This is a genomic window from Bacillus sp. MYb78 (assembly GCF_002975115.1).
GTDB classification, from domain to species: Bacteria; Bacillota; Bacilli; order Bacillales; family Bacillaceae_G; genus Bacillus_A; species Bacillus_A cereus.
Genome location: NZ_PCOB01000001.1, coordinates 460,974 through 474,848, shown reverse-complemented (window position 1 = coordinate 474,848; position 13,875 = coordinate 460,974). Strand labels below are relative to the sequence as shown.

Here is a 13,875-nt window from a genome sequence, read left to right as displayed (position 1 = left end):
CATAAAAGTGGACTATAAGAATACGTAAAAATGCAGTATTTGTTTTTATTAATCATTTAAGACGGAGTAAAATTTTAAATTTCTAGTTCTTTTGAAAAGGAGGAAATTATCATGAATAGAGTGTGGAAGAGTCTAATATCGGAAGAAAATATCGTGAAATGGAGAAGGCATTTTCATAAGTATCCGGAATTATCATTTCATGAAAAAGAAACTTCGCAATTTATATATGATACATTATGCTCATTTTCTTCTTTTGAAGTAACGAGACCGACGAAGTATAGTGTACTAGCAATCAAAAGGGGTGTGAAGCAAGGGAAAGTAATTGCGATTCGAGCTGATATAGATGCTTTGCCAATTCAAGAGGAGACAAGTAAATCTTATACATCTGTGAATAAAGGAATGATGCATGCATGTGGGCACGATGCTCACGCAGCTATATTATTAAGTACTGCAGAGGTGCTTAATAATATGAAGGAAGAGTTTGTAGGAGAAATTCGTCTATTCTTTCAGCATGCAGAAGAAGTATACCCTGGTGGTGGACAAGAAATGGTTGAGGCGGGTGTTATGGACGGTGTTGATTATGTAATAGGTTTACATGTTATGTCTGGCTTGGAAAGTGGGAATGTAGGAATTGTATATGGACCGATGATGGCAGCACCAGACGTATTTACAGTTGAGATCCAAGGCAAAGGAGGGCATGCGGCGCGGCCAGAAGAAACGATTGATCCTATCGCTATCGGAGCGCAGATTATTACAAATCTACAACATATCGTATCTAGAAATACAAGTGCTTTCATGCAAAGAGTCGTTTCAGTTACGCAGTTTCATGGGGGAGTGGCTGACAATATTATTCCTAGTACAGCAACTTTAATGGGAACTGTTCGTTCATTTAATCAAGCATTGAGGGTGGAAGCAGAAGGGAAAATCGAAAAAATTGTGAAAGGAATTACAGAAGCACATGGAGGATCGTATACATATACGTATCGATATGGATATGATCCGGTTATTAATGATGAATATATTACGAAAATAGTAGAAGAAAGTGCACTACATTTGTTTGGGAATGAGCGTGTTGTGAAGCTTGAACCTTCTATGGGTGGGGAAGATTTTTCAGCATATTTAAGAAAAGCACCCGGTTGTTTCATTAAATTAGGAACAGGTAATGAAAATATATATACTTGTTATCCACATCACCATCCGAAATTTGACGTGGATGAATCAGCATTAATTTGTGGAGTGGAGCTATTTTTAGAGACGACTATAAGATTACTAAAATCATAGAAAAACAAAAAAAGGCAACTGCGCTCTATCGCAGTTGCTTTTATTTCTTTCCGTCAGAGAGGGCTGAGAAAGAACTATGCTCATTTATAGTATATGAATAGCTAACGGACAAGCTTGTACATTTTAATCATTTTTTTAAAAATAGTTGTTGACATTGATAATCAATGTCAATTAATCTAAATATAGTTGAAATTGATAATTATTATCAATAGGGTGGATGCGACATGTTAATGAGAAAAAAATTTCACCTTCTACGGAGGGGATTAAAAGATAAAAATAAAGATGTTGATCAGCATATGGAATGGCAACGAAATGTAATTCGGTCTGAATATGTAGATGAGAAGAAGAGCATTCAAACAGAAAAAGAGATACAAAGTAAAGGGAGAGGTTCAGTTGAGTAAGTTAGTAATGATTTTTGCAAGTATGAGTGGAAATACAGAGGAAATGGCTGACCATATTGCCGGCGTAATTCGTGAAACAGAAAATGAAATTGAAGTTATTGATATTATGGATTCACCAGAAGCTTCTATATTGGAACAGTATGATGGAATTATTTTAGGTGCATACACATGGGGAGATGGTGATCTTCCTGATGATTTCTTAGATTTTTATGATGCAATGGATTCTATTGATTTAACTGGGAAAAAAGCGGCAGTATTCGGATCATGTGATTCGGCTTATCCGAAATACGGAGTGGCGGTTGACATTTTAATAGAAAAGCTACAAGAGCGCGGGGCAGCAGTTGTGTTAGAAGGACTAAAAGTAGAATTAACGCCAGAAGATGAAGATGTAGAAAAATGTTTACAGTTTGGAGCTGAATTTGTAAAACACCTTTCTTAATGGCAGAAGGGAGCTGAAGAGCAAGTGCATGAGAAAATCTCAATCAAAACGATGACAGATTATCATTTGTATGATTTTATGCGGTGTCCGCATAAATTTTATTTTCGTCATATAAAAAGAAGAGAACCTTCTTCATTTGAATGGCAACAAATAGTGCAAATGATTGTGAATCAAATTATTAACGAGTATTACACGCTACCTGCGGGTCAACAAACGAAAATTGTACTTTTAATATTAATAGAAAAGTATTGGAAAAAAGTAAGGATTAATATGTTTGCTTCGAAGACGGAGTACTATATTGTATTAGCGAAGCTAACGGATCACTTATTACAGTTTGTTGAAAGGGATGATAGTCAGACACCACCATTGTTTTTATACGAGAAGTTTCAAACATATATGGAAGAGTTAGGTGTCCACATGTCATTGACATTTGAAGTTGGTGAGTGGAATGCTGAGTCGTTTGTAATTAAAAAGTATGTTGTCGATGCGGATGAGGAAATGCTTGCTCTTTGTCAGAAGCTAATGACAGTATTTAGTTATAAAGCTTTCGGCGTTCTTCCAGGAAAAATTGAAGTTATTAATTTAATAGAAGGAACTAAGTATGAGTACATTCCGAAACAGGAAGATATTATAACTGGAATGGCTGAGTTATCTAGAATGAAAGAAATGTTACAGCAACCTGAGCATTATACAGAGCGTCATTTTCGTTCTGAGTGTATAAGTTGTGCGTTTCGTAGTGAATGCCAAGGGGAAGAAGTAAAGAAAGAAGCGAAACAGAAGAAAAATATAGTTCATTAAAGGATGCAACTTTGCATCCTTTTTTGTTATTGACATGAAAAGCTTTTCATCATTTACGGTATATTTGTAGCAGATTTTAATAAAGTGAAACTTTAATCAGTGGGGGTCAATCGGGCTACCCGCAAATAGCGGGATAAAGGGAGGAATAATCAATGAAAGATGAAACGAAAGTATTTCAATGGTTAAAAGAACAAAATGCTCCTTTTGAAATTCAACTGCAAATTTTACAGGCATTTCAATTGTATAAAGTTATTGTTGAAATGGATAAAAAGTTAATGATGTATGAGGAGAGAGTATATAGGGAGAGAATGTAATCTCATCCCTGTAATATCGTTTTTAGTTGTTCTGTACTTGTAATGAATTCGAGTTCATTCTCTGATTCAAAGTTATAAATAATATTATGTAGTAAAGGACTATATTGATAAAAGGTAGTAATGCGGTGAATGAGTAATGGATCATGATGAGAAATAAGTGTACTGTACTGTTCATATACAGATGTAGTAAACTCATGTCCGAAATCATAATATAGTCCTGCAAAATCAAAAGCAGGATCGCCAATTTGCGCATCACCAAAATCGATAACACCTGAAATGCGTTTGTTCTGCTTGTTAAATAAAATGTGATGATGTGTAAAATCAGCGTGAATGATTGTATTTTGAAATTTAGATGTAGCTAGACAGGCAAAGAAATTCTCGAATAAACGATTTAAGGCTGATTTCTGGAACGAAGTAAGATTGTTAGTAACATACTGATTTAATTTAGTTTGTAGCTCTTTCCAGTAGGTAAGTGTTTTTTCAATAGGGAATCCTAACGCTGTAACACTTTTTAGAGGAATACTATGTAGAGCAGCAAGGAAAGTTGCTAATTGTGTAATAAGTGCTTTTCGTTCTTGTTTTTCTAGTGTAGTAACTATTTCTGTTTTTAAAGGTTCACCATGAATGAGAGTATAGTAACTACAAAGAGGAACCTCATCAGATTCATTTTTATAAATTAGGTGATATTGTGGAACTTCGATTTCTTGTAGTGATTGAGTGAGAATTGTGCATAGTTCTTTTTCTAACGGAATTCGCATTGCAAATTCCTGTTTTCGCGGGAAACGAAACAGTAGCTCATCATTTACTATAATTGCTATATTATCCCAACCTTCTTCATTTTGTTTATATGAATGTATAGAAAGATTAGGCAAAGCTTCTTTTATATAATGTTTGTAAGAGTCCATAATTGTTCCTCGTTTCTGAGTTAAGTTATTCTACTTTATAATATCAGAATTTTCTTTCTATATGTTAAAATATAGCTATCATTATGAAGAAGGGCGGGAGTATTACGAAAAAAAGACTGTTAATCATTTCTCTATGTATCGCTTTTGTATTGTTTTGGTCATATAAAGAGGAGGTTTTTGCTACCTTTAAACCGATTGATCAGTACGGATTAAATAAGGAGTTAAAGAATAAAAGTATAGAAAATTTAACTCATAATGAAATGAAAAAGGTAGGAGAGCATTTTGTGACTGAACAACTATCAGTGTTTGAGTTTAATAATAAAGAAGATGTGAAACGAAAAGGTGAAGAAATATTTTTAAATAGAGGGTATGAACAATTAATGGGAAATTATTATCCAAATCGTTTTCAAGAGTTAGAGTATAAATTTACAAACGAGGAGATACGTGAAGAGAAAGATGAGAGTTTTCTCTATCAAGCTGTAGCGTACGTTGCGGGTACTGAAAATGGTAAGAGAAGCGAAATGAAATTGAATTATGAAGTGAAAATTGTAAAGGTTAATAATATATTTATGGTGCTAGAACAAAAGCAGCGCGTACAATAAAGGAAATTCATTGCTCAATAGATCATTTTGGGGTGTACTACTTAATGCGGAATAAAAAGGCCCTTAAGGAATCAAGGACCTTTAAAGATTTTCATTTTGTTGACCAAGTTCTTTTTGAGCAATATATAAATTTCCTTGCTCCACTTGTTTAAGTGTATGAACAGAATCGCCTGCATATCCTTTTTGTGTTTTAACAGTTCTTTTGGAACGATTGGAATTTTGTTTCTTCATATAATAGGCCACCTTTCATCAAAAATAAACGAAAATGATAAGTATGAGTAATACAGCAGCGAAAATGGTAATGCCCATTAAAAACGAAGTGTTTTTATATTTAGGTGGCTTATGTACATCTTGCCGATATCCAGGTGAAATTTCAGGGGCAAATTCTTCATCGAATGATTGCTTTTTTTCTTTGTCGTCCATATGTACCCACCTTTCTTTTTCATTATATTATACGTTACAAGAAAAAATATGCATAAAGAAAACAGCCGCTTTATTATTAGCGGCTGTTTTGTGTTGTATATTTTCGTTGTACTTGAAAGAGACGGATAAGGAGGAAGGCAGCGCCAAATGCTAGACCGATAATAAGACCGATCCAATAACCTTTTGCGGCCCATTCTGTATATGTTGCTAATATGTAACCTAGTGGTAGACCTATTATCCAATAAGCAATTAAAGTCATAATTAGAGCAACATTTACATCTTTATAACCACGCAGAGCTCCTTGTACAGGGGTTGCAATTGCATCTGAAATTTGAAATAAAATCGCAAAGATAAGAAATTCTTTTGCTAAATGATGAACTTTTGCATCTGTCGTATAAATAGAAGCAATTTGATTATCAAAGAAGTAGAGAAGAATTGAATATAATAAAGCAAAGGCAAGGGCTAATCCAATTCCAATCAGTCCGTATTGTTTTGCATTATCGTAACGTTTTGCTCCAACTTCGAATCCGACTGCAATAGTCATTGCCATTGCTAAACTGAGCGGAGTCATATATAACAAGGAAGCAAAGTTCATAGCTGCTTGGTGAGCTGCAATAGTTGTCGTACTAAAATTACTCATCATGAGCGTTACCGCAGCGAAAATACTCGTTTCAAAAAAGATAGCAAATCCGATAGGAACGCCAAGCTTTAAGAATGCTGTCCAACTAGAAAGAGAAGGGCGATATAATTGTTTGAAAATGTTGAAAGAGGCAAAAGGCTCTTTCGTCTGAATAATAATGACTGTAATAATTAAAATGCACCAATATGTTGCAGTGGAAGCAATTGCTGCTCCGACACCACCAAGCTTTGGGAAACCGAAGTTACCAAAAATTAATAGGTAATTTAATATTACGTTAATTGGTAATGATAGTAATGTAATAATCATCGTTGTTCGAGTTTTTCCTAATGCATCAATAAATCCACGTAAAACAGTGTAAGTGAATAAAGGTATAATTCCTATTGCGATAATACTTAAAAATTGAGCTGCAATTCGTTCCACAGGTTCTTCTAAGCGCATGCCGTTTAAAATAGGTGAAACGACGAAGAAACCGATGAGGATAACAACGAAGCTAGCACAAATTGCTAAATAAACTGCTTGTATGACAACGTGGGGAACGTCCTTTTTTTTCTTGGATCCGACGAGTTGTGCAACAATGGGAGTAGTAGCCATTAAAATTCCTGTTAATCCCGTACTAACTGGAAGCCATATACTTGTTCCAATTGCAACACCTGCTAAATCAGTTGGACTTGCATGTCCTGACATTGTTGTATCAAAAAAACTCATCGCAAATAATGACATTTGCGTTACGAAAATCGGAAAAAATAGTAATACAAATTGCTTTAACTTTTGTGAAAATGAAGTAGTTTCTTTCATAAAATCCCCTTTCCATATAAAAAAACAAACTCTTACTATCATACAATTTAATCAAAGATTAGAAAAGAAATACGCGCCTACAACATATGAAACCAATAAAAAAAGGATGCACTTTGAAAAGGGATAAGGTATTATGATAAGGTGTGAAAAAATTACATATTATTTGTTATTAAGGAGGCACTACTTGTGGCTGATTGGTTAATTGGTTTAATCATGGGTGCTGTTGAAGGGTTAACAGAGTTTCTACCAGTATCATCAACAGGACATATGATTTTAACAGGACATTTAATTGGATTTGACGATGAGAGAGCGAAAGTTTTTGAAGTTGTTATCCAATTGGGATCGATTTTAGCAGTTGTTGTTATATTTTGGAAGCGTCTATGGTCGTTAGTTGGAATAGGTAAAGTAACAGACGGACCATCGTTAAATTTATTACATATTATTATCGGGATGATTCCTGCCGGGATACTTGGTGTATTATTCCATAGCACTATTAAAGAGGTTTTATTTGGTCCAGGACCAGTTGTTATTAGCTTAGTAGCCGGTGGTATTTTAATGATTGTTGCTGAGAAGTTTTCAAAACCAAGTACAGCAAGAACGTTAGATGAAATCACATATAAACAGGCATTTACAATTGGAATGTTTCAATGTTTAGCTCTTTGGCCAGGATTTTCTCGTTCTGGTTCTACAATCAGTGGTGGTTTATTAGCTCGCGTGTCGCATACAGCGGCAGCTGAATATACGTTCATTTTAGCGGTACCGATGATGGTAGCTGCAAGTGGATTAGATTTAATTAAAAGCTGGGATGTATTAAGCTCAGCAGATATAACGCTATTTGTAACAGGATTTGTAACTGCATTCGTTGTTGCGATGCTTGCAATTGTTTCATTCTTGAAATTATTATCTCGTGTAAAACTAACACCGTTCGCTTATTATCGTTTCATTTTAGCTGCGGTATTCTATTTCTTCATTATGTAATAAAAAAACCTGCCGAGCTCGGCAGGTTTTTTTATTTTACTATTTTTTCCACCATATTTTCCATTACATGCTCCCAAAGAGAAGTATCATCAGCTAATGTAGCACGGAAATTAGCATACATTTCTTTTTGTTTTTCTTCGAATGTTGGATCTTCTTTTTCAGGTAATGTAGCGCGCATTGAAGTTACTAATTCTTGTACTTTTGGAGCGCGTGGTCCAAAGACGGCTTGTTCATTTCCATCTTTATCAATGAAAATAAAGATTGGAATCGCACGTGCTGTTCCATTTGTTAAATATTGATCCATTAATTCTAAGTTTTCGTCGCGAATTAATAAACTCATTTCAATATTTGCAACTTCAGAAATTCGTTTCATAACAGGTACGCATAAAAGAGCATCGCCACACCAATCAGCAGTTAATACGATAACACGCCAGCCGTCATTTTGACGTTCTTCTAATACAGGAAGTAATTCATTTGGAATTAAAAAGTTATTGTAAATGTGTAGTAGCTCGTATTGGTTTACTTGCATTTCATTCACATATGTATCAAAGGACATACCTTTATCAGCCCATTGTTGTAAGTTCATAATTAACACCTCTTTAGTAAGATTTGCTTTCATTGTACCAATTTTTATATAGAAAAGCTTGTATTCTTACTCTTTCTCGTCACTTAATAATTTATTTAAGAGGAAAAAGAATAGTACGACACATAATTCAGCTATGTTGGACATTTGTACGCTTTCTATCCAATCATCAGCAGTATGAATGACGAACCAATCTAGTGTAATTTCAATGAATGAGAAAAGAGTAATAGAAATCCAATTTGGCATGTTTTGTGTCAGTGGATATAGCAGCGCTTTGAAGAAACTGAAGATGAAAAATGTAATACTGTCTAAGAAAGTGATTAATAAAAAAAAGAGAAGTAACGCAGTACGTGAACTATACTCGATACCTGTAATTTGAAAGATTCCTACATATACAAAAAATATAAATGCAAAAATTATAATGAGAAAAAGAGCAATAATACTAATGATAATCGTTTTATCTTTTAGGCTGAGATTTGAGAATTTCTCCTCCTCATGCATTAAAACACCCCCTTTTTCTGGAAGTTAACTTCATTTTATCATGAAATACATATTAAAAAACTACGAATTATGGGAAAATAAGGTGACAAAAAGTAAGATTTCATGTAAAATTATTAATAAGGTTTTTATTTAACTAAATGAAATAAAAGGAGCTGTCAAAGTTGTCTCAAAATCGAGAGCAATTAATGGAAGAACTATCGACAAATGTGTTTGCTATGTTTCGCACATTGCGTAATGATATCGGAAAAATATTCGGTGGTTACATACCGTGGAATGAATTCATCGTCCTGAGAATATTAAATCGTACGAATAAAGAAATGGTATCGCGTGTAGCAAATGAATTAAATGTGTCGAATAGTCATATTACAGCTGTTACAGAAAAATTAATTAATAAAGGTTTTGTAACTCGTTCACGTTCTACATCAGATCGCCGAGTTGTGTATTTAGAGATTACAGAACAAGGGAAAGATTTAGTTGCGAAAATGGAAGATGCGAAAAAACAATATTTACAAGAAAGATTCTCTACACTTTCAGAAGATGAAATGAATGTAATGATTTCGATTTCCAAAAAACTTATTTAAGTGATTATAAACGAGAAAACGCTTACGTGATGAAAGAGAAGATCTTCCTTATATATGGAAGGTCTTCTTTCGTGTGTAATAGATGTTAAAAAATAAAATGTGTATGAAAAAAGATAGAGCGCCATACTACTAATACAAGGAAGGGAGGGAGAAATATGACGAATCGTAACGGTAGTAAAGGGAGCGGTAATCAAGGATCACCAAAGTCCGGCCAGTTTAATCAGGAATTTAGCACTGAATTTGAAACTGGTAATGATAATAAAGGGAAAGAATATCGTTCTAAAAAAGGGAGTAAATCAAAAAAGGAGTGAATATATTCACTCCTTTTTTGATTTACGATGCTGCCGATTGATCAGTATTATATTTTTCTTCTGATTTTGCGACAATCATTGCGCAAATTGCATCCCCAGAAATGTTTACAGCTGTTCTAGACATATCTAGAATACGGTCAATACCAATAATTAAAGCGATACCTTCTACTGGTAGATTTACTTGATTTAAAACCATTGTAAGCATTACAAGTCCAACACCTGGTACACCAGCAGTACCGAGACTAGCTAGTACAGCAGTTAATACGACCATAGCTAATTGCGGTAATGTAAGTTCAACTCCGTATACTTGAGCGATAAATACAGTTGCTACTCCTTGCATAATGGCAGTACCATCCATATTAATAGTTGCCCCTAGTGGTTGTACAAATGAGCTTATCGCTTTTGGAACGCCAAGCTTATCTTGTGCTGTTTTCATTGCAAATGGAAGCGATGCATTAGAGCTAGATGTACTAAATCCAATTGCCATTACTGGTCCGAAATGTTTAAAGAAACGAACAATACTTTCTTTTGCTAATACCTTTAATAAGCCACCATATACAAAGACCCCGTGAATAATGAGTACTAACATAACGACAATCATATACTTGAACATCGCAGCGACGCCTGCAAGCCCCATTTTACCAACGGATGAAGCGAGCAAACCGAATGTTCCAATTGGGGCTAATTTCATAACGAGATTAACGAGATACATCATTAATTCGTTGCCCTGTTCAAGTAATGAATGGATACCTTGAACTCGTTTTCCTAAAATAGCTATACCGAGTCCAATCAATACGGCAAAGGCAATGATTTGTAACATGTTTCCGTCAGCCATCGCTTTTGCTGGGTTATCTGGTACGATATTTAGCAATGTGTCGACGAAAGATGTTTCAGTTTTTGCACCTTCATACTTAAGACCTTCTGTTTTAAAATTACCGCCAGCTCCTGGTTTTATAATAAGTGCAAATGTAACCGCTATAGAGATGGCAACCGCAGTTGTTACGAGAAAGAATGAAATTGATTTTAAACCGATTCTTCCAAGTTGTTTCAGATCTCCAAGGCCGGCAGCACCAAGTACGATAGAAATGAACACAACAGGAACAACTAGCATTTTAATAAGTCGAATAAACAATTGACCAATTGGGTTGAACACATATTGATTTAGTGGCTCAAAGATAGATGGAGCGGCTAAATTTAGAGTGAGTCCAACAACTAGACCTAGAAATAATGCGATTAAGATTGCTTTTGTTTGTCTCAATAAAATCCCCCTTTTGTTTTTGCGAAATTCCTTCCTAAAGTAATTATACCGAAAAAATACCTAATTTGACAATATTTTCTGAATTTTTAGGTTTTTATTTAAGTACAGATAGATTGATTTTGTGTTTGGAAAATAAAATAGACCATCACATAGGATGGTCAAGGGAAGGGGACAATTTATGTCAATTTAATTAGGGATGGAAGCTGTTCAAAGACACTGGGGAATGTCTTATAAATTAGGGAGGAACAACTTCGATACATATACTATAAAAGATAGGTGTGACTCTCATGTGAACATAGAGTGAAAGAGAGAGGGAGTTTTAAATAAAAGATAGAAAGACAAAAAAATAAGACCATCATTTATAAGATGGTCAAGGAAGGGGACAATTTATGTCAATTTAATTAGGGATGGAAGCTGTTCAAAGACACTGGGGAATGTCTTATAAATTAGGGAGGAACAACTTCGATACATATAATATAAAAGGTAGATGTGACCTCTGTGTGAACATAGAGTGAAAGAGAGAGGAAGTTTTAAATAAAAGATAGAAAGACAAAAAAATAAGACCATCACATAAGATGGTCAAGGGAAGGGGACAATTTATGTCAATTTAATTAGGGATGGAAGCTATTCAAAGACACTGGGGAATGTCTTATAAATTAGGGAGGAACAGCTTCGATATATATACTATAAAAGGCGGATGTGACCTCTGTGTGAACATAGAGTGAAAGAGAGAGGAAGTTTTAAATAAAAGATAGAAAGACAAAAAAATAAGACCATCACATAAGATGGTCAAGGGAAGGGGACAATTTATGTCAATTTAATTAGGGATGGAAGCTATTCAAAGACACTGGGGAATGTCTTATAAATTAGGGAGGAACAGCTTCGATACATATACTATAAAAGGTGAATGGGACCTCTATGTGAACATAGAGTGAAAGATATGGGGATTTGAAAAATAGTACATATGAAATTGTTATTGCTAGCAATATTGAGTTAGGATATATAGTTTTCCAGCATAAAAGAAAAAAGAAGTCTGAATATAAATAAAAGTTGTAATCTATGAAAAAAAGGATTATGCTCAACTATATTATAAGAATATAAGGTTTGTCCCAATTCTTTAAGGGCTTTTAAAAAGCTTTTTATTTATGAGGGGAAAGCTTCACTTTAATAAGGGAGTTAGTGATATGGAAGTAACAAAAAAACAAGGGCTGTATAATCGTCTTATACGATTAAACCCACCACAAATATTAGCGTTAGGTTTTTTCTGCTTAATTGTGGTTGGCGGTTTGTTATTAAAGTTACCATTCGCAACGAAAGCACATATTAGTTGGGTAGATGCTTTCTTTACAGCAACGTCAGCAGCGACCGTAACTGGTTTGGGAGTAGTGGATACAGCAAGTACATTTACGATGTTTGGCGAAATTGTTATTATGTTTTTAATTCAAACAGGTGGTCTAGGTCTTATGACAATTGCCATTTTAATTGTTTGGGTATTAGGCAAAAAAATCGGATTACGCCATCGTTTATTAATTGGAGAAGCGTTTAATCAAACAAATATAGGTGGTCTTGTAAAATTAGTAAAGCGTGTCTTTATATTTTCGATTTGTATTGAGCTTATTGGGGTCATCTTTTTATCGTTTCGCTTTATTCCAGAGTTTGGTTTTGGAAAAGGTTTATACTATAGTATTTTTCATGTAATTGCATCTTATAATAATGCAGGCTTTGCTTTATGGCCAGATAATTTAACAAGATATGTAGGAGATCCCATTATTAATATTGGGATTTGCTCTTTAATTGTAATAGGTGGACTCGGTTTTACCGTATTAATTGATATATGGTATAGTCGCAGTTTTCGAAAATTATCACTTCACTCAAAAATAATGATTATTGGAACAGTAGTGCTAAATGTTATAGCAATGATTGTAATTTTTGTATTGGAATATAATAATGTGAAGACGTTAGGGAATTTATCTTTAAATGAAAAACTATGGGCTTCCTTCTTTCAAGGTATTACCCCGCGGACAGCTGGATTTAATACGGTTGACTATGGAGGTATGGAAGAATCATCTATATTATTTACGATGATTTTAATGTTTATTGGTGCAGGAAGTGTATCAACAGGTGGAGGAATTAAATTAACAACGTTTGTTATCTTAATTACATCTGTCCTTTCTTTCTTTAGAAAAAAGGAGGAAATTGTTTTATTTCAGCGTACAATTAAAATGTCGACAGTAACGAGGGCCTTAGCGATTGCTGTTGCCAGTCAAATACTTATTTTTGCAGCGGTATTTATATTAATGCTTACAGAAAACTTCAGCTTTATTCAATTATTATTTGAGACAATATCAGCGTTTGGTACAGTCGGATTAACGATGGGAATTACTGCAAAGCTATCGGCATTCGGAAAATGTATTATTATGTTTGTTATGTTCTGCGGATTAATTGGACCATTAACACTTGTGTTCTCTTTAGCGCGACCAGCAAAACAAAAAATAAAATATCCATCGGAAGATGTGTTTACAGGATAAGGTATCCCGCGTTAAGCGAGATACCTTTTTCTTTTTTAGAAAAGGGAGAACAGTAAACTAATAAGTGCTACTCGGAATAAAATTGCGATAAGTGCAGCAATCCCACCGACAACTGCAGCGATACCGCCAGTTACAGTAGCTCCGCGATTATAAGCGTAAATACCGAGTAAAACAGAAACAAGACCAAATAGTGTTGGGAATGTAAATAGCGATAAGATAGATAGCGCAAGAGCGATAAAACCAGCAGTTGATCCAGCAGCGGACGATTTTACAACATCTTTATCGTCTTTATCATCGTAATCATAATCAATGCGTTGTGGTGCAACCTCAGCGGCATACTCTTCTTTATAGTCACTATAATCACTATCTATTCTATCTCTTCTTTTATAATCATCAAATTTCTCAGTCAAAGTCATGGCTCCTTTCATAACAAGGTTCAATAGTAGTATGTATCTCTTTTTCTTTTTTATCCCGCATTAACGGGCAGTAATATCTATTAAAAGGAGGAAAATGTTTTCTTGAAATAGGAAAAGTTAG

The 13,875-nt window shown here is 34.4% G+C and carries 18 protein-coding genes; 10 read left to right on the top strand and 8 right to left on the bottom strand.

All coding sequences use genetic code 11. The features are described from left to right. Positions 1 to 111: 111 nt before the first annotated feature. The 5 genes from CQ064_RS02555 to CQ064_RS33295 all read left to right on the top strand — a co-directional run bounded on the left by CQ064_RS02555 (position 112) and on the right by CQ064_RS33295 (position 3,233). Positions 112 to 1,281: an amidohydrolase gene (locus CQ064_RS02555; protein ID WP_001082811.1), complete on the top strand. Its 1,170-nt coding sequence runs from the start codon at positions 112 to 114 to the stop codon at positions 1,279 to 1,281. A gap of 224 nt (positions 1,282 to 1,505) precedes the next feature. Continuing rightward, positions 1,506 to 1,682 carry a hypothetical protein gene (locus CQ064_RS33300; protein WP_000929009.1) on the top strand — a complete coding sequence of 59 codons (177 nt, stop codon included), beginning with the start codon at positions 1,506 to 1,508 and terminating at the stop codon, positions 1,680 to 1,682. Next, a complete protein-coding gene (locus tag CQ064_RS02545) occupies positions 1,675 to 2,121 on the top strand; it encodes a flavodoxin (RefSeq protein ID WP_000041153.1) in 447 nt (148 codons plus the stop codon). The genes CQ064_RS33300 and CQ064_RS02545 overlap by 8 nt, the downstream gene beginning before the upstream one ends. 24 nt (positions 2,122 to 2,145) lie before the next feature. Beyond that, the gene (locus CQ064_RS02540) at positions 2,146 to 2,919 is read left to right on the top strand and encodes a hypothetical protein (protein ID WP_000544586.1); all 774 of its coding nucleotides are present in this window, start codon (positions 2,146 to 2,148) and stop codon (positions 2,917 to 2,919) included. A 152-nt stretch (positions 2,920 to 3,071) separates the two neighbouring features. After that, positions 3,072 to 3,233: a hypothetical protein gene (locus CQ064_RS33295; protein ID WP_000651086.1), complete on the top strand. Its 162-nt coding sequence runs from the start codon at positions 3,072 to 3,074 to the stop codon at positions 3,231 to 3,233. A 2-nt stretch (positions 3,234 to 3,235) separates the two neighbouring features. Here CQ064_RS33295 and CQ064_RS02530 read toward each other — a convergent pair whose 3' ends face one another. After that, entirely contained in the window at positions 3,236 to 4,138 is a 903-nt protein-coding gene (locus CQ064_RS02530; protein WP_000378973.1) for an aminoglycoside phosphotransferase family protein, read from the bottom strand. An 83-nt stretch (positions 4,139 to 4,221) separates the two neighbouring features. On the opposite strand from CQ064_RS02530, the gene CQ064_RS02525 reads away from it, so the two are divergent. Next, a complete protein-coding gene (locus CQ064_RS02525; RefSeq protein WP_000715258.1) occupies positions 4,222 to 4,740 on the top strand; it encodes a hypothetical protein in 519 nt (172 codons plus the stop codon). A gap of 81 nt (positions 4,741 to 4,821) precedes the next feature. Here CQ064_RS02525 and CQ064_RS33290 read toward each other — a convergent pair whose 3' ends face one another. The 3 genes from CQ064_RS33290 to CQ064_RS02505 all read right to left on the bottom strand — a co-directional run bounded on the left by CQ064_RS33290 (position 4,822) and on the right by CQ064_RS02505 (position 6,598). Continuing rightward, on the bottom strand, positions 4,822 to 4,971 hold the full coding sequence (locus CQ064_RS33290) for a hypothetical protein (RefSeq protein ID WP_000744623.1): 150 nt from the start codon (positions 4,969 to 4,971) through the stop codon (positions 4,822 to 4,824). 18 nt (positions 4,972 to 4,989) lie between these two features. Beyond that, a complete protein-coding gene (locus tag CQ064_RS02515; RefSeq protein WP_000341062.1) occupies positions 4,990 to 5,163 on the bottom strand; it encodes a hypothetical protein in 174 nt (57 codons plus the stop codon). Between the two features lie 76 nt (positions 5,164 to 5,239). After that, positions 5,240 to 6,598: an MATE family efflux transporter gene (locus CQ064_RS02505; RefSeq protein WP_000665559.1), complete on the bottom strand. Its 1,359-nt coding sequence runs from the start codon at positions 6,596 to 6,598 to the stop codon at positions 5,240 to 5,242. Positions 6,599 to 6,784: 186 nt separating this feature from the next. Between CQ064_RS02505 and uppP the strand changes: the two genes are divergently transcribed. Further along, complete coding sequence (uppP, locus tag CQ064_RS02500) at positions 6,785 to 7,576, top strand: bacitracin resistance undecaprenyl-diphosphatase (RefSeq protein WP_000796253.1); 792 nt, start codon at positions 6,785 to 6,787, stop codon at positions 7,574 to 7,576. 31 nt (positions 7,577 to 7,607) lie between these two features. Here uppP and CQ064_RS02495 read toward each other — a convergent pair whose 3' ends face one another. After that, entirely contained in the window at positions 7,608 to 8,195 is a 588-nt protein-coding gene (locus tag CQ064_RS02495) for a thioredoxin family protein (RefSeq protein ID WP_002040836.1), read from the bottom strand. A 33-nt stretch (positions 8,196 to 8,228) separates the two neighbouring features. Further along, on the bottom strand, positions 8,229 to 8,660 hold the full coding sequence (locus CQ064_RS02490; RefSeq protein ID WP_000544072.1) for a YrvL family regulatory protein: 432 nt from the start codon (positions 8,658 to 8,660) through the stop codon (positions 8,229 to 8,231). A 161-nt stretch (positions 8,661 to 8,821) separates the two neighbouring features. Here CQ064_RS02490 and CQ064_RS02485 point away from each other — a divergent pair, with 161 nt between their 5' ends. After that, positions 8,822 to 9,241, top strand: coding sequence for a MarR family winged helix-turn-helix transcriptional regulator (locus CQ064_RS02485; protein ID WP_000081434.1), 420 nt, complete (start codon positions 8,822 to 8,824; stop codon positions 9,239 to 9,241). A gap of 155 nt (positions 9,242 to 9,396) precedes the next feature. Next, entirely contained in the window at positions 9,397 to 9,552 is a 156-nt protein-coding gene (locus CQ064_RS02480; RefSeq protein WP_000184928.1) for a hypothetical protein, read from the top strand. A gap of 22 nt (positions 9,553 to 9,574) precedes the next feature. On the opposite strand, the gene CQ064_RS02475 is transcribed toward CQ064_RS02480, so the two are convergent. Further along, entirely contained in the window at positions 9,575 to 10,810 is a 1,236-nt protein-coding gene (locus CQ064_RS02475) for a dicarboxylate/amino acid:cation symporter (protein ID WP_001250064.1), read from the bottom strand. A gap of 1,184 nt (positions 10,811 to 11,994) precedes the next feature. On the opposite strand from CQ064_RS02475, the gene CQ064_RS02470 reads away from it, so the two are divergent. Then, a complete protein-coding gene (locus CQ064_RS02470; protein WP_000454115.1) occupies positions 11,995 to 13,338 on the top strand; it encodes a TrkH family potassium uptake protein in 1,344 nt (447 codons plus the stop codon). A gap of 35 nt (positions 13,339 to 13,373) precedes the next feature. Here CQ064_RS02470 and CQ064_RS02465 read toward each other — a convergent pair whose 3' ends face one another. Then, complete coding sequence (locus CQ064_RS02465; RefSeq protein WP_000136547.1) at positions 13,374 to 13,748, bottom strand: hypothetical protein; 375 nt, start codon at positions 13,746 to 13,748, stop codon at positions 13,374 to 13,376. Positions 13,749 to 13,875: the final 127 nt, after the last annotated feature.

Coding starts and splice junctions, on each gene's coding strand:
- CQ064_RS02555 (WP_001082811.1), top strand. CDS start 112: ATGAATAGAGTGTGGAAGAGTCTAATATCGGAAGAAAATATCGTGAAA.
- CQ064_RS33300 (WP_000929009.1), top strand. CDS start 1,506: ATGTTAATGAGAAAAAAATTTCACCTTCTACGGAGGGGATTAAAAGAT.
- CQ064_RS33295 (WP_000651086.1), top strand. CDS start 3,072: ATGAAAGATGAAACGAAAGTATTTCAATGGTTAAAAGAACAAAATGCT.
- CQ064_RS02530 (WP_000378973.1), bottom strand. CDS start 4,138: ATGGACTCTTACAAACATTATATAAAAGAAGCTTTGCCTAATCTTTCT.
- CQ064_RS02525 (WP_000715258.1), top strand. CDS start 4,222: ATGAAGAAGGGCGGGAGTATTACGAAAAAAAGACTGTTAATCATTTCT.
- CQ064_RS33290 (WP_000744623.1), bottom strand. CDS start 4,971: ATGAAGAAACAAAATTCCAATCGTTCCAAAAGAACTGTTAAAACACAA.
- CQ064_RS02515 (WP_000341062.1), bottom strand. CDS start 5,163: ATGGACGACAAAGAAAAAAAGCAATCATTCGATGAAGAATTTGCCCCT.
- CQ064_RS02505 (WP_000665559.1), bottom strand. CDS start 6,598: ATGAAAGAAACTACTTCATTTTCACAAAAGTTAAAGCAATTTGTATTA.
- CQ064_RS02495 (WP_002040836.1), bottom strand. CDS start 8,195: ATGAAAGCAAATCTTACTAAAGAGGTGTTAATTATGAACTTACAACAA.
- CQ064_RS02490 (WP_000544072.1), bottom strand. CDS start 8,660: ATGCATGAGGAGGAGAAATTCTCAAATCTCAGCCTAAAAGATAAAACG.
- CQ064_RS02480 (WP_000184928.1), top strand. CDS start 9,397: ATGACGAATCGTAACGGTAGTAAAGGGAGCGGTAATCAAGGATCACCA.
- CQ064_RS02470 (WP_000454115.1), top strand. CDS start 11,995: ATGGAAGTAACAAAAAAACAAGGGCTGTATAATCGTCTTATACGATTA.